General features: G+C 38.8%; 7 protein-coding genes. All 7 read left to right on the top strand.

Annotation, left to right across the window (positions count from 1 at the left end; genetic code table 11):
- Positions 1–319: 319 nt before the first annotated feature.
- The 7 genes from AC3RVF_RS10070 (at position 320) to AC3RVF_RS10040 (ending at position 21,658) form a co-directional block, all read left to right on the top strand.
- Positions 320–7,516 (top strand): HYR domain-containing protein, encoded by a 7,197-nt coding sequence (locus AC3RVF_RS10070; RefSeq protein ID WP_489693300.1) that lies wholly within the window; start codon positions 320–322, stop codon positions 7,514–7,516.
- A gap of 711 nt (positions 7,517–8,227) precedes the next feature.
- Positions 8,228–12,847, top strand: coding sequence for an HYR domain-containing protein (locus tag AC3RVF_RS10065; protein WP_489691514.1), 4,620 nt, complete (start codon positions 8,228–8,230; stop codon positions 12,845–12,847).
- Between the two features lie 249 nt (positions 12,848–13,096).
- Positions 13,097–13,870, top strand: a complete 774-nt coding sequence (locus tag AC3RVF_RS10060) for a DUF805 domain-containing protein (protein WP_489691513.1) — start codon at positions 13,097–13,099, stop codon at positions 13,868–13,870.
- Positions 13,860–16,511 (top strand): DUF922 domain-containing protein, encoded by a 2,652-nt coding sequence (locus tag AC3RVF_RS10055; protein ID WP_489693299.1) that lies wholly within the window; start codon positions 13,860–13,862, stop codon positions 16,509–16,511. The genes AC3RVF_RS10060 and AC3RVF_RS10055 overlap by 11 nt, the downstream gene beginning before the upstream one ends.
- Before the next feature lie 240 nt (positions 16,512–16,751).
- Positions 16,752–18,338 (top strand): sensor histidine kinase, encoded by a 1,587-nt coding sequence (locus tag AC3RVF_RS10050; protein ID WP_489691511.1) that lies wholly within the window; start codon positions 16,752–16,754, stop codon positions 18,336–18,338.
- A gap of 2 nt (positions 18,339–18,340) precedes the next feature.
- Positions 18,341–19,006: a response regulator gene (locus AC3RVF_RS10045; RefSeq protein WP_489691510.1), complete on the top strand. Its 666-nt coding sequence runs from the start codon at positions 18,341–18,343 to the stop codon at positions 19,004–19,006.
- A gap of 504 nt (positions 19,007–19,510) precedes the next feature.
- Complete coding sequence (locus AC3RVF_RS10040; RefSeq protein WP_489691509.1) at positions 19,511–21,658, top strand: cation:proton antiporter; 2,148 nt, start codon at positions 19,511–19,513, stop codon at positions 21,656–21,658.
- The last annotated feature ends 75 nt before the right edge of the window (positions 21,659–21,733 follow it).

Raw genomic sequence — 21,733 nt, 5'->3', positions numbered from 1 at the left:
GCAATCTCATTCCTACAGTATTGCATACACAAGGCCATTTCTATTCTCATTATACGAATGCTATCAACAATATGAAAAATAGTCTTAGGGTTCCCTATTTATCATTTTAATACACTTTAGTTAGTTACATATCTAAATTTCTGTAGCGAATTGAGTACTAACAATATACGTGGTAACACTTATTTTCTATAGTGCTAATAATCAGTAACTTTAATATTTCAAACAATATTCAAATTACTCCCCTTTCTAAATTGATGAATACTTCATATTATTCCAATATGGAGTATTTACTATACTAATAACACTAACAACCAAACCAATGAAAAAAATTACACAACTATTAGCCGTAATAGCAATATTTTGCTGTTGCTGGCAGAGCAGTGCACAAGGGACAGAGAACAGCTTGTACTACCCTTCTTCATTACAGACACAACGGGCAATGCCCACGAGCCCAACTGCTGGACCTATGGGCATTGTTCCTATTGCGCCTACACAGGGCAATGAATTTTGTGCTGTTACCCATATTCCATATATAACGGAATTGGAACAGCCTAACGGTCAAATTTTCCGCGGGCGGATTTTAACCGTCGATAAAATTACGTATCTAGAAACTGAGGATGGTTATACTATTATGCAAGATCCTGCGGATGGCTATTTTAAATATGCCGCCCAAGGTGTTGATGGCGAATTGTATTTATCTGATGTAAAAGTTTCTGCTGCTAATCGCAGAAATGCGCAGGAAGTGCGCACGCTAAATTCTTTAAATACCCACGCTCGTTTTGCTGGAGCGCCTTTGCAAGAGCGATTAGTTAGTGCAAGTGCTTCGCGAATTCCGTCTGGAGTGTCTGTACAAAGTGTGTTTCCTTCTACTGGTGTTAGGAGGTCATTGCTTCTATTAATTGATTATCCAGATCAGCTTGCAACTTATACCAATGTAGAGTTTGACAATCTGAGCAATCAGGTTGGGTATAATGTAAACGGACAAACGGGAAGTTTTCGCGATTTTTATTTGGCGGCTTCATACGGTAGCTTAACAATAAACACTGATGTTTCTGGATGGTACACCGCGGCTAATAATCGCGCACATTACGGGGTTGATGATATAAATGCAAGAAATTTCTTTAATGCAGTACCGCTTATTCGCGAAGCAGTTGACGCAGCTGAAACAGCCGGTATTAATTATGCGAATTATGATGGTGATGGCGATGGGTCTGTTGATGTGGTTATGGTAATTCACTCTGGTCGTGGATCTGAAGAATCTGGTAATGCTGCCGATATCTGGTCTCATAGATGGACATTGTCTGCCGCTGGCTTACAGGTTACATACGATGGTAAAATTATTAATGACTATATAATTCAGGCTGAAAAATATGGTCCTGCATCGATTACAAACATAGGTGTAATGTGTCATGAATTTGGACACGCACTGGGACTTCCAGATTTATACGATACCGATGGCGGCTCTGAGGGTTTAGGAAATTGGTGCTTGATGGCTGGCGGAACTTGGAATAATAGTGGAAAAACGCCTGCTCATCCTTCTGTGTATTGTAAAGATGAAATGGGCTGGATGACACCAACTGTTTTAACTGGCTCGGGAACAATTACTAATATGGATTTTTCTCAAAGCTCTTCTGAAGCTTATCGACTAAATACATTGGTAGGTAATGAATATTTTTTAATTGAAAATAGACAAAAAGTTGGTTGGGATGCCTTTTTACCAGGTTCAGGATTATGTATTTATCATATTGATAGAGCCACAGCCAATAACACCAATCCAGCGAGATATCGTGTTGATTTGGAGCAAGGTGATGGTTTTAGAAATTTGAATTTAAATGTAAACCGCGGTGATGCAGGTGATACTTTTCCTGGAACTTCGGGTAATGCTACATTTAACTGTATTAGTAATCCGAATTCGAAAACATATAATACTGCGGAATCTGACGCTAACCTTTATAATATTGTAGCGGAAGCAGCCAATAAAATGGGCTTTAATTATTTTACTGCGGCAGATTATACAGCGCTAGCAGATTTAAATGTGAATGCTGGCGTTCAATCCGGTCTTGGGAGCGGTACTCCTACAGGTGGGGTATATAGCGGACCCGGTGTTACAGATGATGGAAACGGAACTACCTATAGTTTTGATCCTGCTGCTGCAGGAGTTGGAGTTCATACTTTAAACTATACCTTTTCATTTACACTTTCCTGTGCGGATACGGCCTCAGATAATGTGGAGGTTTTTGCTTCGGCAACAACTTTTACAGCATTGGCAGATTTATGTATAGATGCAGGTAATCAAACTGGTTTAGGCAGTGGTTCACCAACGGGCGGTGTATATAGCGGGCCGGGCGTTACTGATGATGGTAATGGTACAACCTATAGCTTTAATCCAGCCACCGCGGGAGCTGGAACACATACATTAACATATACCCAAGGTGGAGATTTTGCTACAGATAATGTGGAAGTATTTGCATTACCGAATGTAACTTTTACTGTGGCAATGGACCCGGTATGCCCAGCGACTGTGTTGCTTGGTCAAGGCGGTGGAAGCCCAACAGGTGGTTTATATAGTGGACCTGGAGTAACAGATGACGGTAATGGAACCACCTATACATTTGAATCGGGTGTTTCAGGGAATGGTACCCATACAATAACTTATAGCTATACTGACGGCAACGGATGTACTTCTAGTGCTACAGACACGGTAACCGTTGAAGATACTACTCCACCAGTTGTTACGTGCCCTGGAAATATTACCCAGAATAACGATCCCGGAAGTTGTGGCGCTGTAGTTACTTATGCTATGCCAACAATGACGGATAATTGTGGAACTACTCGTAATAATCAAATTCCTGATCAAACGAGTTCTTTTGGTGGAAATGCCAGAGGCTATTGGTTTACCGCGCCTGTTGATTTTGTAATTACTGCGCTAAGAGTTCCGAATACGGCTTCTGCTGATGATCAAAATGTACAAGTAATGCGTTTTGCAGCAGTTCCTACAACGTGGCCAGCTCTATCGTCTTATGACGCTTTGCTTCACTGGTCTGGCCTTACCCCTGGCAATAACTTTATTCCGGTAAATATTCCTGTTGTAGCGGGAGATATAATTGCGATTATGGGAACCCGTGGAACAGGTAATATAAATTCATATACTAATGGTAACAATATTGCAATTGGGGGAAATATTGTAAACATTGCTCGTTTTGGCACCCAAAACACTATACACACTGGCCCTGCGCCACAAGGTACTTACTGGACGGAACCTAGTGATAGCAATAAATCTCGTATAGAATTTGAATATGATGCAACTACGTTAAATCAAACAGCAGGTCTTCCATCGGGTAGTGTCTTCCCAGTAGGAACGACTACTAATACCTTTGAAGCAACAGATGCATCGGGTAATATGGCTAGTTGTAGTTTTGATGTTACAGTGGTTGATAATGAAAATCCTATAGTAATGTGTCAGGACATAACTATACAATTAGATGCCGCGGGAACGGCTACCATTATTCCTGATGATGTACTTGCACCACCCGTTCCTGGTTATTCTGTAAATCAGACAGGCGTATTTAACCCGATAGATATTTCTGGAATAGGAACAAATATTACGCTAGGTGATGATCAAGGAAGTGCGGCAATACCGTTGGGATTCTCGTTTGATTTTTTCGAAAATACATATACAGATCTTTTTATATCGTCTAATGGTTATTTATCGTTTTCAGGTGTAGATCTTGCTGATTTTTCAGACGATGCAATACCTAATGTATCTACTCCTAATGATATTATTGCTGTTGTATGGGACGATTTAAATCCTGCATCGGGAGGTACTATTCGTTATGCGATGACAGGGATAGCGCCAAATAGAGTGTTTATTGTAGAATACAATAACGTGCCGCAATTTCCAAATACCGCTCCTATTACCACCCAAGCGCAATTATACGAAGGATCTAATATTATTGAAATTCATACGCTATCTAAATTATCGGATGGAAATCCTTCAACCCAAGGAGTTGAAAATGCCGCTGGAGATGCCGGCACCTCTACACCAAATAGAAATAATCAAATATGGACCGCGTTTAATGATTATGTTGCCTTTATTCCTAGTACTGGCACTAATCCAAGTGATAATTGCGGTGTAGCAAGTACAACATTAGATATGGACACCTTTAGTTGTGCCAATGTAGGACCAAATACTGTAACTATAACCGTAACCGATGTAAACGGAAATACTAGTACTTGTACGGCAGTTGTAACTGTTGAAGATAATATACTGCCTACTATTACTTGCCCTGGAGATATTACAGTAAATAATGATGCTGGTATTTGTGGCGCCGTAGTTACATGGACCGCTCCAGTAGTAGTTGATAATTGTTCTGGAAGTGCAGTAATAACATCATCGCATAACCCTGGAGATATGTTCTCAATAGGGATAACCACGGTAACTTATATGGTAACAGATCCTGGCGGCAACACGGCTAATTGTAGCTTCACTGTAACTGTTAATGATACAGAGCCACCAGTTTTAACATGCCCAGTAGATTTTACAGTAAATAATAATGCTGGACTTTGTAGTACAGTGGTTACTTATGTTACTCCAACTGCTACAGATAACTGTTCGTTTAGCGATATACTTATTAATGGTAGTTTTGAAACAGGCGATTTTACAGGTTGGGTTGTGGATGATTTTACTGGTCCTTATATAGCATATTACGTAGGAGCATCTAATGATGGAGGTGCATTTTTCCCACCGGCTACTCCAACAGATGGAGGATTGCTAGCCGGAAATGGCTTCGATGCAGGAGCTCCTGACACCTCACTGCTGTATCAAGAAATTAGTATTCCTGCCGGAGCAACAACTGTCGATTTAAAGTGGGACGAAAATATAGATTATGACCTGCTCACTTTCTGTGGTGGATGTTCAGATAGAACCTATCAGGTTCAAATACTCGATGCAACCAACACCGTACTTCAAGTGCTAAAAACGAGAGTTTTGACTGCGGGTACAATTGAGGATGATAATATGTGGGAAAGTGAAATGGCAGATCTTTCTGCCTATGCAGGACAGACAATTAGAATTGGCTTCTGGCAAGATGTGCCTGATTCCTCCTCGGGTCCTGCTAAATTTGCATTAGATAATGTTGTCTTGCTGATAGATACGCCTGTTGCAGTTATTCAAACAGCTGGATTACCTAGTGGTAGTACTTTTCCAGTTGGAATAACAACAAATACCTTTGAAGCAACGGATGCAGCTGGTAATACTGCAAGCTGTAGTTTTACTATAACAGTGATAGATAACGAACCACCAGTGGCAAACTGTGCTCCTGCGTTCACGCTTCAATTAGATGCTGCTGGAAATGCAAGCATTACCGTTGGCGATATTGAAAACGGAAGTACAGATAACTGTGGAATTTCAACTACAACAATCGATAAATCAACATTCACTTGTGCAGATGTAGGGCCAAATACAATTACTTTAACGGTCACAGATGTTAATGGAAACGTTTCAACTTGTACAACCATTGTAACAGTTGAAGATAATGTGCCGCCAATAGCAGTATGCCAACCCTTTACAGCACAGCTAGACGCTACCGGAAACGTGACAATTACAGGAGCCGATGTTGACAATGGATCATCAGATGCCTGTGGAATTGCTTCACTTTCTGTATCTCCAGCCACATTTACTTGCGCAGACGTGGGACCAAACACAGTTACATTAACTGTAACCGATGTTAACGGAAATGTTTCAACATGTACAACTACTGTAACGGTTGAAGACAACGTGCCGCCTGTTGCAAACTGTGCTGCTCCATTTACTATTCAATTAGATGCTGCGGGTGATGCAAGTATTACTGTTGGAGACATAAACAATGGAAGTACTGATGCTTGCGGAATTGCAAGTACAACAATTGACAAATCAACATTTACTTGTGCAGATGTAGGTCCGAATACAGTGACCTTAACGGTAACCGATGTAAACGGAAATGTTTCAATGTGTACAACAATTGTAACTGTTGAAGATAGCATTGCACCAACCATAATCTGTCCAGCAGATATAACAGCCTTTACTGATGCAGGTGAATGTTTTGCAACGGTAAATTTTGCAACTCCGGTGGCTTTCGATAATTGTGGAATAGCGACTATTGTACAAACAATGGGAGCTCCAAGTGGAGGTACATTCCCTGTGGGAGTAAACACTATTGAATTCACTGCAACCGATGTAAATGGAAATACAAGCACGTGTACATTCACTATAACAGTGACCGATAACGAAGCGCCAGTGGCGGTTTGCCAGAACATCACCATCCAACTTGATGCTAACGGTAACGCAAGTATAGTGGCAGCAGACGTTGATGGCGGAAGCACAGACCAATGTGGTGTGGCTACTTTAGCGATAGACATTGATACTTTTGACTGTAGCAATGTTGGAGACAACAACGTGATTTTAACGGTAACCGATGTAAACGGAAACACTTCAACCTGTACTGCTATAGTAACTGTGGAAGATGTTACGGCGCCAGTAGTGGTTTGCCAAGACATAACAGTAGTGCTTGATGCATCGGGTACAGTAACCATAGCAGGAATAGATGTTGACGGTGGAAGCACTGATGCTTGCGGAATAGACACCTATACTTTAGATATGGACACCTTTGATTGTAGCAATGTTGGAGACAATATTGTAACATTAACGGTAACCGATGTAAATGGAAACACTGCAACTTGTACTGCTACAGTAACTGTTGAAGACAACACCAGTCCAGTGCTAGTTTGTCAAGACTTTACTTTAGAACTTGGTGCAGATGGTACTGCTATCCTTAATCCAAGTGATGTAATAGCTAGCAACGACGATGCTTGTGGAATCTTTACTTCTGCAGTAGATATTACGGCTTTCGATTGTTCAGATATTGGCGCGCCAATTACGGTTCAGGTATTTACAATAGATGTAAATGGCAACCTTGCAACTTGTACTGCAGAAGTAACAGTTGTAGATCTATTAGCACCAGTAATTACTTGTCCGGCAGATCAAACTGTTGATCCGGGACCTGGAAATATTTTCTATATTCTTCCAGATTACTTTGGAACCGGTGAAGCAACTGCAATAGACAACTGTACAGATCCTGTAACAGTAACAACGCAGAGTCCAGCAGCAGGAACACCACTTTCTGATGGTACATATACTATTTCATTTACAGCAACAGATGCATATGGCAACACAAGCACTTGCGATTTCGAACTAATAGTAGAAAGTGTACTTGGCGTTGGCGATAACAATCTAGATCTTGGAAGCATCAAAATGTATCCGGTACCAGCCAAAGATGTACTAAACATCAGCAATCCGCAGAGTTTAGAATTGGAAAGACTGGAAATATACGACCTAAGAGGTAGATTAGTACAGAGCACAGACCTTCGCGGAATGGGCAATGTGAAAACTATAAATATTGACCAACTAGCCGCTGCTTCTTATTATGTTAAGATTAAAGGTGCAACTGGCGAAATAACCAAACGACTTATAAAAGAGTAGTTTATTTAGTAAATAGTTTATAATTGTAAATCGCCCGAGGAAATTCCTCGGGCGATTTTTTTGTTTTTATAGGAATAAGATAGCGATTACTCGTTACAATTATTTTCATTGATTTCCATTTTAAAATGGTCAATTTATAACAGGGATGGCCATATTTCAGCCCGCAACCAGTTAATTCCAACAAACTACTAGAGATCTCAACTAACCACTACAAAAGAACGTTTTTCCTCAGATTCATTTACTGTTTCCATCCTACAATTAACTTAAATAATTAATAATAAAATTGCGTTTTTAACACTAACTACGTAAAATATACGTGTTACTACTTACTTAAAAGTTAAAAATTTAACATAACTTGCTGAATAGACAATAACGCAACTGATGCGAAATGTCAGTCTTTATTCATTTTATAAAGCTCGAAACCTCCTCATTTCTGACTTAAAAGAGGTCGCTTTCAAATTACAATCGCTAAAAGCTACTAATTTGATGCAAATTCTTAAAACCTAACTCGGTAGTCCCAATTACTGTACTTGCAAAATAGATATAGAATTCTTTTTAAGTACAATTTCATTCTGCTACAGTTAAAAAATTAGCTCCACAAATTTGACTGATTTAAACCTACGCCAAATGTTATTTAGAACAATGTTCTAAATGAGTATCGCAGTTTAAAAATTTAATTTGAGTCAACTTTAACCCTTTAATACCTTCATTATGAAAAAATTTATACTATCATTATGCATGTTTGCGGTCACGTGTTTTACGTATGGCCAGACAACAGTAACCAAGACTTATTCCGGGCCCACCGTTACAGTAGATGGCTGCGGAAATTATTGTGTAGCACTGCCAGGTGTTACTTTCTCAGCCGCCGATTTCACCCCCGGATGTACATCAATAATAGACATTAATATAAGTATAGACTGGCAAAAAACCAGTGGTACTTGTGGGGCGCCAGATACAAATTGTTCTTTTCACAATGAAACCAACTTTCGTATAGACGGACCTGCCGCTATGGAAATACTGGCTACTCCTAGTACGTGGAGCGGATGTGGAAATACCCCGGCGGTAACCACCGTTTTTGACCAGGCTGCCGCTGGCCCTCCAGGACCAGGAGATCCCGTTAGCGGGACCTTTCAACCAAATGGTGGAAATTTAGATAATTTTAATGGCTTAAGTGCTTTGGGAACATGGAGTCTGTCCGCAGGAGATACAGTTGGATCCGATCCACTTTGTGTGATGAGTTACTCTGTGACTATCACCGTAGGCGCCGCCAATGATACTTGTGCTACGGCTATTACAATAGATCCCGTTGCAGGAGGTACCGTAAGTGGCAACACTACTTGTGCTACTGCAAATGTTCCTCCAGAACCCAATTGTTCGGGTGTTGCAGCCGGATCACCAATGGTCTGGTATACTTTTACCGATACCACTGGAACGGGAATGATCGTTGATGCAAATACCTGTTCTGCAGGGACCGGTTATGACTCGGCACTAGGAGTTTATATTGGAGCTTGTGGAGCTCTCGCTTGTATTGCCGGTAATGATGATGCCTGCGGTTTGCAAAGCAGCGTTTCTTTTGTCACAGATGGATCCTCAACATACACCATTGGAGTGCACGGATTTTTTGGAAGTGTTGGTGCATTTGATCTTAATTTCAGTTCGTGCATCATAGATATTACCTGTCCTGCAGATGTAATTGTAAGTAATGATCCCGGTGCCTGTGAAGCAACTGGGGTTGGCTTGGGCACGCCAATTACTAATGGCTGCGCTGGTGAAATAATAAGTAACGACGCCCCCGCAGCCTTTCCTGTAGGAGTAACTGTTGTTACTTGGACTGTCACGGATGCTTCTGGAACAGCTATAGCAACTTGTACGCAAAATGTTACGGTTAACGACACTCAAAATCCAATCATTGGATGCCCAGCGGATATAACAATTAATAACGATCCCGGCGTGTGTGGTGCAACCGTATCTTATGGCATAGGATTCTCGGATAATTGTCCTGGGGCCACATTAAGCCAAACTGCCGGACAAGCTAGCGGAACTGTTTTCCCGATAGGAACAACAGTTAACACCTTTGTTGTAACCGATGCATCGGGTAATACTGCTACATGTAGTTTTAATGTTACGATTAATGATACTGAACCACCTGTAATTGCCTGCCCAGCAAATATAACGGTCAATAACGACCCAGGCGTTTGTGGCGCTACCATAACCTATGCAACACCTGTGGGCACAGATAATTGTCCAGCTTCCACAACAGTACAAACAGCTGGACAAGCCAGTGGAACCGTATTCCCAGTGGGTACAACCACTAATACTTTTGAAGTTACTGATGCTTCTGGAAATACAGCCACCTGTAGCTTCGATGTAACGGTAAATGATATAGAAGATCCAACCATTACATGCCCGGCAGATATTACAGTTAGTAACGATCCGGGAGTTTGTAACGCCGTGGTAAATTATACGGTCACAGGTATGGATAATTGTACCACTGGAACTAATCAAATCCCCGGACAAACCGGCACATTTACAGGTCTGGCCAGAGGTTACTACTTTGTGGCTCCAGCCAGTTTTACCATAACCGGTTTGAGAGTTCCAGATACATACGTGTCTACAGATCAGAATATTCAGGTAATGCGATTTGCCTCAACACCGGCAAACTTCCCAGGAACAACAAGTTATGATGCCTTACTTCATTGGTCTGGTTTAACTCCTGGAAATAACTTTATACCTGTGAATATCCCAGTAGCTCAAGGAGAGATCATTGGAATCTTGGGTACAAGAGGAACTAACAGTTCAAATTCATATGCGAGTGGTAACCCAATGGTAATTAATGGAATCAATATACCTATTAATAGACTAGGCTCACAGAATGATATTCATGCGGCAGCGGCACCCGATGGAACGTTTTTTACTGAGCCCTCTGGTGTTAATCCTAATAAAGGACGTATAGAATTTGAATATGACAGCCCAGTGTTAACGCAAACCGCAGGTCTTGCTAGCGGAAGCACTTTTCCAATAGGAACAACAACAAACAGCTTTGTAGCAACAGACGGTTCAGGAAATACTGCTACTTGTAGTTTTGATGTAACGGTTAACGATACCGAACCTCCAGTGGCAAACTGTGCTCCTGCGTTCACACTTCAATTAGATGCTTCTGGAAACGCTAGCATTGCCGTTGGAGATATTGATAACGGAAGTACAGACAACTGTGGCATTGCAACTACAACAATTGATAAATCATCTTTCACTTGTGCAGATGTAGGCCCTAACACGATTACTTTAACGGTAACCGATATTCACGGAAATGTTTCAACTTGTACAACAATTGTAACCGTAGAGGATAATGTAGCACCGATAGCAGTATGCCAACCGTTTACTGCACAATTGGATGCAACCGGAAACGTGACGATTACAGGAGCCAACGTTGATGGCGGATCATCAGATGCTTGTGGAATTGCTTCGCTTTCTGTTTCACCAAATACGTTCACTTGTGCAGATGTAGGTCCGAATACAGTTACTTTAACCGTAACAGATGTAAATGGAAATTCTTCAACTTGTACAACAACGGTAACTGTTGAAGACAATGTTGCGCCAGTAGCAAATTGTGCGCCGCCGTTCACCATTCAATTGGACGCCGCTGGAAACGCAAGCATCACAGTTGGAGATATTGATAATGGAAGTACAGATGCCTGTGGCATTGCAAGTACAACAATTGATAAATCAACCTTCACTTGTGCAGATGTAGGTCCTAATACAATTACTTTAACGGTAACCGATGTTAACGGAAACGTTTCTACTTGTACAACAGTTGTTACAGTTGAAGACAACATCCCACCAACCATAATTTGTCCAGCAGATGTTACTGCCAACACAGATCCGGGAAATTGTTTTGCTACGGTAACCTTTGTAACCCCAGTAGCTTTTGACAATTGTGGCATTGCTACTATTGTTCAAACAATGGGCGATCCAAGCGGAAGTGGTTTCCCTGTAGGTGTAAATACTATTGAGTTTACTGCAACAGATGTAAACGGAAACACAAGCACTTGTAGTTTCACCATTACAGTGACTGATAACGAAGCTCCAGTGGCTGTTTGTCAGAATATCACCATCCAACTTGATGCAGCTGGTAATGCAACAATTGTTGCAGCAGATGTTGACGGTGGAAGCACAGACCAATGTGGTGTGGCGAGTATTGCGATAGATATTAATACTTTCGATTGTAGTGATGTTGGCGACAACAACGTAATATTAACTGTAACTGACGTAAACGGAAACACTGCTACTTGTACAGCTGTAGTAACTGTTGAAGATGTAACGGCGCCAACAGTGGTTTGCCAGGACATAACCGTAATGCTCGACCCAGTAACGGGCACAGTAACTATCGCAGGAATAGACGTTGACGGAGGAAGCACTGATGCCTGTGGTATTGCAAGCTACGATCTTGATATGGACACGTTCGATTGTTCAAACGTTGGAGCAAACACAGTAATATTAACTGTAACCGACGTAAACGGAAACACTGCAACTTGTACTGCTACAGTAACTGTTGAAGACAATACGATTCCAGTAATCGTTTGTCAAGACTTTACTTTAGAACTTGGTGCAGATGGTACCGCCATCCTTGACCCAAGTGATGTGATAGCTTCTAACGACGATGCTTGTGGAATCTTTGCTTCGGCAGTAGATATTACGGCCTTTGACTGTGCAGATATTGGAGCGCCTATAACGGTTCAAGTATTTACAATAGATGTAAATGGAAACTTAAGCTCTTGTACAGCAGAAGTAACAGTTGTAGATTTATTAGCACCAGTAATTACCTGTCCAGCAGATCAAACTGTTGATCCGGGACCAGGAAATATATTCTATATTCTTCCAGATTACTTTGGAACTGGTGAAGCAACAGCTGTAGACAACTGTACAGATCCTGTAACAGTAACTATGCAAAGTCCTGCAGTTGGAACACCACTTTCTGATGGCACGTATACAATCACGCTAACAGCGACAGACGAATATGGCAACACTAGCACTTGCGATTTCGAGCTAATAGTAGAAAGTGTACTTGGTGTTGGTGATAATAACCAAAACCTGGGAAGCATAAAAATGTATCCAGTGCCAGCCAAAGACATTTTAAACATAAGCAATCCGCAGAGTTTAGAATTGGAAAGACTGGAAATTTACGATCTAAGAGGTAGATTGGTTCAAAGAGTAGATCTTCGTGGAATGGGTAATGTAAAAACCCTAAACATCGATCAACTTGCTGCTGCTACTTACTATGTTAAGATTAAAGGCGCCAATGGCGAAATAACCAAACGTTTACTAAAAGAATAGTATTCAAAATTAATAATTTTTAAAATGAAGTCGCCTGAGGAAATTCCTCGGGCGATTTTTTTTTACTTCCTGTTTGCAGTCTGAGTTTAAACTAAGTAATAAAATAGACCCCTTCTACCAAAAACAAAACACTACACACAATACACAACTGAAAAAAAATAGTCTCAAAATTTTAATTTTCAAAATTTCATAATTGCATTTGGAATATTGAACATCATTATTTTATATTGCAATTCATTTAACTTTCAAATGTTTAAAAATCCCTTTTCATTTAATGGTCGAATTCACAGAACCGAGTATGGCATTAGCTATACTATATTTCTCTTCTTCGCATATAGCTTTACATTTATTGCGGAATGGTTAAATCTTGGTGGGTATCATTTAATAGTCATCTTTGGTGCCAGTTATTGGTTTCTTATTTCCCAAAGTACTAAACGCTGCCATGACCTTGGCAACAATGGATTTTATCAGCTAATACCTTTTTACTTCTTTGCACTCATCTTTAGTGAAGGGCAAAATCGAAATAATAAATATGGGCAAGATCCTAAACTTGTAGAATTGCAAGCTGAGAAAGCGCCTACGACCTCATTATACAATAAATTTTCCCTTCCCGAAGGAAAAAGCATGGAAGCCATAGGTAGCGAATTGCTAAGCGGAATAATGCTTACTGCACTTTCTGTAGCCTTGTTGAATTACTTCACGAACACAGAAAGCTGGGTTACTTTTATTTTTGAAAGCATGTTTATAATGGCAGGTTATTACATGGTGCTTCTATTAAGTTTTAAACTAAATCCGCTTCCGCATTTACCTATTTATTTTATAGTTCACAGAGTTATTTTTAGCCTGGGGTGGTATGTTGTTATTTGGATCTATGAAGTGTATAGCAATAACATCAGCGATATTGAATTTGCTGCTATTGGCGGCGATATAATTTATATAATTTCAACTTTTATACTTACCTATATTCCTTATTTTTTATATAAAACGTTCAAGAAACCAAATCTAATACTGCTTGAAGCCTAAATATCATATTTTAATTTCGGCCATACTCATGGCGTGTTTGGTAATGTTAGCATACGCCAAAAAAACTGAGGTCACAAAAAGTATCCGCTGGCACGAACGCTCCCTAATTTGGGATGATTTTCCTATTATAAATAATATTCCTGGCGATTACCACGCTATGGTGTATTCTGATATACAATATGAAGGCAGCCGCGAAGATCAATTTCTTTACATTTATGCGCAAATGATTCCGCATCGCTCTGGAAGAGTTATAAAGGATGATACGGATACAGAACAGCTGCTTATTCACGAGCAAAATCATTTCAATATCACGGAATATCATGCGCGTCTTTTCCGTAAAGAAGTGGTTGAAATTGGAAGAGAAAAATTAACAAACAGTACCCTCAAAAGTCTTGGTAAGAAATATTTAGAGCAAATAGATGCGATGCAAGATAGGTATGACAGAGAATCTAAGCACAATATTGAATGGCCCGCACAGCGTTATTGGGAATTACATATTGCTGGTTTGTTGCGTGAGACTGCCTATTACACAAATCAAGATCTCTATACTTATCAGGCGTTTTTGGGTGGCTCCACTAAGTGGTTCCGACAATTATATTACACCATAGAAGGGGAGGTACTTACCTCCTATCCAGAGAAAGCTGAAAATAGTGGTTATGGCGAAGTATATAACATTGAGCGAAAGGCAGACAGCACCATTGTAGAGTATTACCAGAATGGAAAACTTACCAATGGCGGCTATTTTGAAGCGGCAAAGTGCATCATTACCTTTCCAAAAGTAAATACGCGAGAGGCGCTACTTTTTGATGCAGATAACAAGCCATATTCTAATAAAACTGAAGCTCATATTACCCGAACCATAACGGACGCCAAAGGTAATATTACAAAAACTTATTATGACGAAAACAAAAAACAGATTTCAGTTGAAGGAGTTTATACACTAAAAGGAGTTTGGGATGCTTCTAAAAAAAGTATGCATTCCAGTTACTACAATAAAGACGGCATTGCCGCAATGCGTCGTGGTGCTTTTCAAGAACTCCGAATACTAGATAGTATTAAAATTTCTACTAAAATCGCATATTTTAATAGCGATGGCAAGCCAATGCGGGACAAATTTTTTGTTTCAATTTACGAATATGAATATGACAGCAATTTTATGCTAAGCACTGTAAAATTGTATGATGTGGATGGTAAATATGCCATTGGTCTAGAAGGTTATAATGCTATCTATGATTATGACGCGCTGGGCAATATAAAGTCTATGGCTTACTTTGACGAATTGGGAAGCAAAACATCAAACACGGAGGGCATTCATAAATACATGTATACCTACGACCAGTATGGCAATAGTACCGATATGCGAAAATTTAATATTCGAGACCTTCCCACCAAAGGGGCTGATGATTATCATCAGTTCGTAAACCTATATGATAGCTTGGGAAGAACCACCTTTAATGCAAAATATTATCCCGATTATGTTTTAATGTTCAACGATAATAAAAGTGGGGCTGCTACTTATGAATATGTAGGAGACACTATTATAAACGTAAAAAATGTGGATGTATATGGCGAAGATGGGGTAAATGATTTGGGAATATTGTTGACCAAGCTGTTCATTGATGATAAAAAACAAACAATAAGGGAGGAGTTTTACGGCTCTGACGGTGCGTGGGCGAAAACCGAAGACGGAGTGGTTTCTTATACATATAAGTACGATGAAAGAGGAAACCAAACAGAAACGGCGGCATTTGATTCTTTAGGTAAATTACGTGCATGGCAAGAAGATGTAGCTATTACTCGCTGGGAATACGACGAAAATAACAATAAAAGCAGGACAACATATTTTACCGTCGATAACAAATTGGCAAATGCGGTAGATGCAACAACTTATAATGTATTTAAATATGATGATAATAGCAATTTAATAGAACGCACCAATTTCGATAAGAAAATGAATCCGAGTATTATTGATGGGGCATTTAGAACCAGCAGTATTTTAAATAAATTTGGGAAGGATTCCATCGTAATGATGTACGATATTAATAACAACTTACTAGCCAATGCAGGAATTATTAAATATACCTATAATTCACGAGGGGTTTTGCTCTCGGAAGCAAATTTCAACCCGAATAACCAAGCTGCACTAAATGAACTAGGTATTCATAAAACTGTTTATGTTCACGATAAATATGACAGGTATATTGGCTTTACATATTTTGGCAAAAATGGCGAAAGGATAAATAGTATAGAAGGCTACGCTAGCATGGAAATTAAATTAAACAATTCTGCATTTGTAAGCACCTATTCTTATTATAATGATAAAAAGAACCCAGTGCTAGGTCCCGATGGTTTTCACAAAATAGAAAATTATTATAATAATATGGATGAAGTGGTTCGAACTTCTACCTATGGATCAGACAATAAGCTAGTTAACAATGTAGATGGCATTGCAGATTATGTTTATCAAATAGATAAAAGTGGTAGGACAGTGCGCATTTCTTTCTATGATGCGAAAGGCAATTTAACGGAAAACGCAAGTGGTATCGCCGAATATTTATACAAGCCTTCATTAAATGGACTATTCTATCCTGAAAAACAACTAAATGCAGAAGGAGAGGAAGTTGCTGAAGAAGTCCTTTAAAAACTTTTTACGCTACTTAACTTGATCTAAAATTATTTGCCACAAAGAGCGAGTAGGCACTGTAAATATTGGCGAATTAATTAGAAAAACAGAACGTAACGCTGGCGGCACCAAACAAGAATAATATTACAGATACAGCAATTAACAAAACTGAAAATTTGTACCTATTTTTGAGGAATGGAAAAACCCTTGTTTTCATTCCTCATTTTTTGTTTCGTATTGGGAATGTTACCTCAAAAGGTGATTGGCCAATTCAAAATTGATAGTACTGCCTATCATTACAATCACATTTTGAATCCGCAGAAAAGCTCAGATATTTCACTAGCAATTAATTATTTTTCACATTTAAAAGAACAGCACCTCAACGAAAAAGATACGTATGAGGCTATTAAAGATTTGCGATTGATTGCCATTGGGCAGCTGGAGATAGGAAATAATTCTGATAGCGAAATAGCTACAGTAGAAGCGTTAGAATTAATAGATAATTCTGCACTTTCAGATACTTTGGTGGAAGCAAGAAAAGGGCTTTATAATCAGTTGGGACGAATCTACAGAGAGAACCATAGATATGATGAAGCTATAAAAGCTTACAAAAATGCCTTACTGTTCTCTGCAAATCTCAAGGACAGCCTCACTATTTTAAATAATACTGGCAATATCTACAAGGATATGGGGCTTTATGAAAAAGCGTTGGGGCAATTTGAACTTGCTTTAACGAAAGACAACGTTCAGAAAAATACCTTGGCATACGCTAGGTTACTGGATAATAAAGGTGCTACACAAGCTAAATTAGATCATCCAGATGCATTGGCACATCTGCAACTGGCTTTAACGTTAAGAGAAGCGAAAAATGATATCCCAGGCAAGTATTCTAGTTACCGCAATTTGGCAGTTTATTACATCGATAAAAACGATACTACCACAGCTTTGGATTTTGCAAACCGAGCTTACGAGGTTGCAGAGACCATGAATAGTCTTACTTATATTGAAAATGCGTTGTCACTTTTTGTTAGTATGAGTCCAGATCCCAGAATTGTGCGTTTTGAAACCATAAGTGATAGCATTGAAAAGGAGAAACAATTGGCAGGAAATAAATATGCCTTTTTGAAATACAATGTTGAAAAAGAGCGCAAAAATACAATCGCCGCCCAACTCGAAAATGAAAAACAAAAAACCTGGAAAATATTTATTTTGGCTATTGGTTTAGTTGGATTTGTAATAGCAATAGTTTCATATTTCAATATTAAGACCAGGCATAAACAAGAAAAAGTTGCGCAAGTATATACTACTGAAAAAAGAATTTCGAAAAAAGTACACGACGAAGTGGCAAATGATGTGTACAGGTTAATGGCTAAACTACAAAGCAAGCCTGCAGAAAAAGATGAGATTTTGGACGATTTAGAATCTATTTATATTAAAAGTAGAGATATCTCAAAAGAAAACAGCGCCATAGATGTTGAAAATTTCCAAGAAGTCTTGTCCGATTTATTGTTGAGTTATGAGAACCAAAATGTATCTGTAATTCGTAGGCATACCAAAACTATTGATTGGAAGACAGTATCAAATATTAAAAAAACCAATCTCTATAGAATATTGCAAGAATTAATGACTAATATGGCAAAACACAGTAATGCCACTGCAGTTGTATTAAATTTTGATCAAAAAGACAAGGCGATTTTCATCAAATATGCAGATAATGGCGTAGGATGTAAACTAAAAAGCAAAAATGGACTCCGAAATGCGGAATCCCGCATAGAAGCCATAAACGGAACTATTACTTTTGAATCTGAACCAAATAAAGGGTTTAAAGCAACTATAAGTATTTGATCATGTTTAAAAAAGTTCTAATTTCAGACGACCTAGATTGTATCAATCAAGGAGTAATATCGATATTGCAAGCATTAAAAATTGAAAACATTACAGAAGTTGCCTACTGCGATGATGCTTTCTTAAAAGTTGAAAAGGCGATTTTAGATAATGCACCATTCGATTTGCTGATAACAGACCTCTCCTACACTCCCGATCATAGAGAACAAACATTTTCGTCTGGCGAAGCGCTTATTGCTGTGCTAAAAAGTAAGTATCCTAAGCTTCCCATTATAGCCTATAGTGTGGAAGATCGATTGCAAAGGGTGCGCTCTCTAGTTTTAGAACACAACCTAAACGCCTACGTTTGTAAAGGCAGAAAAGGACTTGAAGAACTTAGAACTGCAATAAATAAAGTTGCTATGGGCGAAACCTATCTTTCGCCACAGGTTGTAAACGCTCTCTCCGGAAAGATTACGCCTGTATTAGACGATTACGATATTTCTTTAATGGAGCAGTTGGCAAACGGTTTATCGCAAAAAGAAATAAGTGAATATTTTAGAGATCGAAATATTCAACCCAGTAGTTTGAGTTCCGTAGAAAAAAGGGTGGGTAAACTTTGTATCCATTTTAAAGCAAAAAATGCAATTCACATGGTGGCGATTGCTAAAGATTTAGCACTGATTTAAGCTGCCTTTAATAATTTATTTCAAAAAAAATGGCCGCTTTACGGAATCCCGCAAAGAAATGTGCGTTTTGTCCCTTTTCTTTGTATTGGGATAGACAATTCATTCTGGGGAGAATTGTTTTGTGTTTTCCTATAACCGTCTTGTCGTTGAGGTAGGACGGTTTTTTTTATTTTGAAATTATCCTTCCAAAACGAGCAATGAATTACTTCGAAGTAAATTATTTTCTGATCTCGATATTTTGAATTAGATGATAAACTCTTTTCATTTTAAACAAATTCTAGCAGCTTCAGCTAATTTGAATATATAAATAAAAAATTGATTATTTCAGCTATCCGAAAATGCAAAATCTAATTTTAAATTAATAAGAATAGCATACATTTGGATAAGATTTTACGAGGGTATTTGGTTGCACACTTTAGGAAGGGAGCTAGCAGATATTTCGTAATTGCAAAGTACAGACAAGGACTCTAAAGCCCCTGGCAATGCACTAAAAAAGGATAGAGGATGATACAACTACACCTGCTTGTTATTAGTCTGCCGCTCACGAATCCTGTGTTAAAATTCCTTTTAATATTGGTAATTATTCTAATTGCCCCAATCATCCTCAATAAAATAAAAATCCCCCATCTTCTTGGCCTTATTATCGCTGGAGCTATAATTGGTCCAAATGGCTTCAATTTAATAGAACGCGATAGCAGTATTATCCTTTCTGGAACGGCTGGACTTCTATATATAATGTTCCTCGCAGGTTTGGAAATAGATTTAGCCGACTTCAAAAAAAACAGTAAAAAAAGTATTGTTTTTGGATTATACACCTTCATTATCCCTATGATATTGGGGACTCTTGCAGGTCTTTACATTTTAGAGCTTCCACTACCATCCACAATTTTACTGGCAAGTATGTTTGCTTCGCATACTCTAATTGCCTATCCGCTAATTAGTAAAATGGGCGTTGCAAAAAACAGAGCCGTAAATATAACCGTAGGCGGAACAATGATTACCGATACCCTAGCCCTACTGGTGCTGGCAGTAATAGTTGGAATGACAACTGGAGAAGTAAACACAGCATTCTGGATACGTTTGTCTATTTCAATAATTGTATTTGGTTGTATTATCTTGTTTCTCTTCCCTATAATTGGAAGGTGGTTTCTGAAACGTTACGACGATAAAGTATCGCAGTATATTTTTGTTTTGGTTATGGTTTTTTCGGGGGCTGGGCTTGCAGAACTAGCAGGAGTTGAAGCTATTATTGGTGCCTTTTTAGCCGGACTTGCACTTAATAGACTTATACCACAAATTTCACCATTAATGAACCGAGTGGAATTTGTAGGGAATGCTATTTTCATACCTTTTTTCCTTATTGGGGTGGGAATGCTAATTGATTACAAAGTATTTTTTAAAGATTTAGAAACTATTAAAGTGGCTGTGGTTATGATTGTTGTTGCAACTTCAGCTAAATTTCTTGCCGCTTGGTTAACGCAAAAAACGTATAAATTTTCGGTTGATGAAAGAAGGTTAATTTTTGGGCTTAGCAACGCACAGGCAGCGGCTACTTTGGCAGCGGTACTAGTGGGTTATTCTATTATTACAGGTGAAACAGCTACGGGTGAACCAATTCGGCTACTTGATGAAAACATCCTAAACGGTACTATTTTAATGATACTTTTTACCTGCACCGTAGCATCGTTTGTAGCGCAGAAAGGTGCTCAAAACATTGCGCTTTCCGAAGCTTATGATAATACAGGCGAAGAGGAATACTTGCAAGAAAAAATTCTGATTCCGATAAGTAATGAAGCTACTACAGACGAACTTATAAACCTGGGAGTTACTATAAAATCGAAGAATAACAAAGATGGTTTATATGCGCTCAATGTAATTGATAATAATACAACGGACGGTGCAGCAGACAAGAAAGCTAAAAAATTATTAACGAAAGCGGCAATAACTGCTGCGGCCACAGACAACCAATTGCACGAGCTTTTACGTTACGACATAAATATTACTAACGGTATTAATAGCGTCGTAAAAGAGCATAAAATTACCGATATAATTTTAGGGCTGCATATAAATCAAGGATTATCAAATTCATTTTTAGGAAATTTAACCGAAGGAATTTTATCAAAGTGCGACACCACAACGTTAATTTATAAACCAGCACAGCCTTTCGGAACCGTAAAAAGACATATAATTATTGTTCCTCAAAAAGCAGAAAAGGAAATAGGCTTTCCTTTTTGGCTGATAAAAGTCTGGAACATAGCACGCAATTCAGGCGCAAAACTCATATTCTACGCTACTTCAGAATCGCTAAATTTTATAAAAGAAATTCACCATTCACATCCTATAGAATCAGAGTTTGTAATTTTTGATGATTGGGATAACTTCTTAGATCTTTCCAGCAATTTCCATAAAGATGACAATCTTATAATAGTGATGAGTAGAAAGGATAAGCTATCATATACTAGTAATATGAGCAAAATTCCTTCATATCTCAACAAGCATTTTAAAAGCAATAGTTTTATAATAATTTATCCCATCCAAATTGGTGTCACCGATTCTGCCACAATAGACCTCACAAACCCTACCATCACAGAACCTCTTGAAAAGCTTGATGAAATAGGGAAGACAATCGCAAGAATATTTAAGCGGAAATAAAACCTACTCGTATTAATAATACTTTGTAAATCTGTAAAGCCGAAATATTTCAAACGCAACCTCTATGTTGCTATT

Source organism: Aequorivita sp. IT1183 (assembly GCF_058068265.1).
The sequence above is the reverse complement of the archived record's forward strand: the minus strand, read 5'-3'. Positions and strand labels throughout refer to the sequence as shown.

Bases quoted from the DNA above. Each gene is read 5' to 3' on its own strand.
- AC3RVF_RS10070 (WP_489693300.1), top strand. From the start codon at position 320: ATGAAAAAAATTACACAACTATTAGCCGTAATAGCAATATTTTGCTGT.
- AC3RVF_RS10065 (WP_489691514.1), top strand. From the start codon at position 8,228: ATGAAAAAATTTATACTATCATTATGCATGTTTGCGGTCACGTGTTTT.
- AC3RVF_RS10060 (WP_489691513.1), top strand. From the start codon at position 13,097: ATGTTTAAAAATCCCTTTTCATTTAATGGTCGAATTCACAGAACCGAG.
- AC3RVF_RS10045 (WP_489691510.1), top strand. From the start codon at position 18,341: ATGTTTAAAAAAGTTCTAATTTCAGACGACCTAGATTGTATCAATCAA.
- AC3RVF_RS10040 (WP_489691509.1), top strand. From the start codon at position 19,511: ATGATACAACTACACCTGCTTGTTATTAGTCTGCCGCTCACGAATCCT.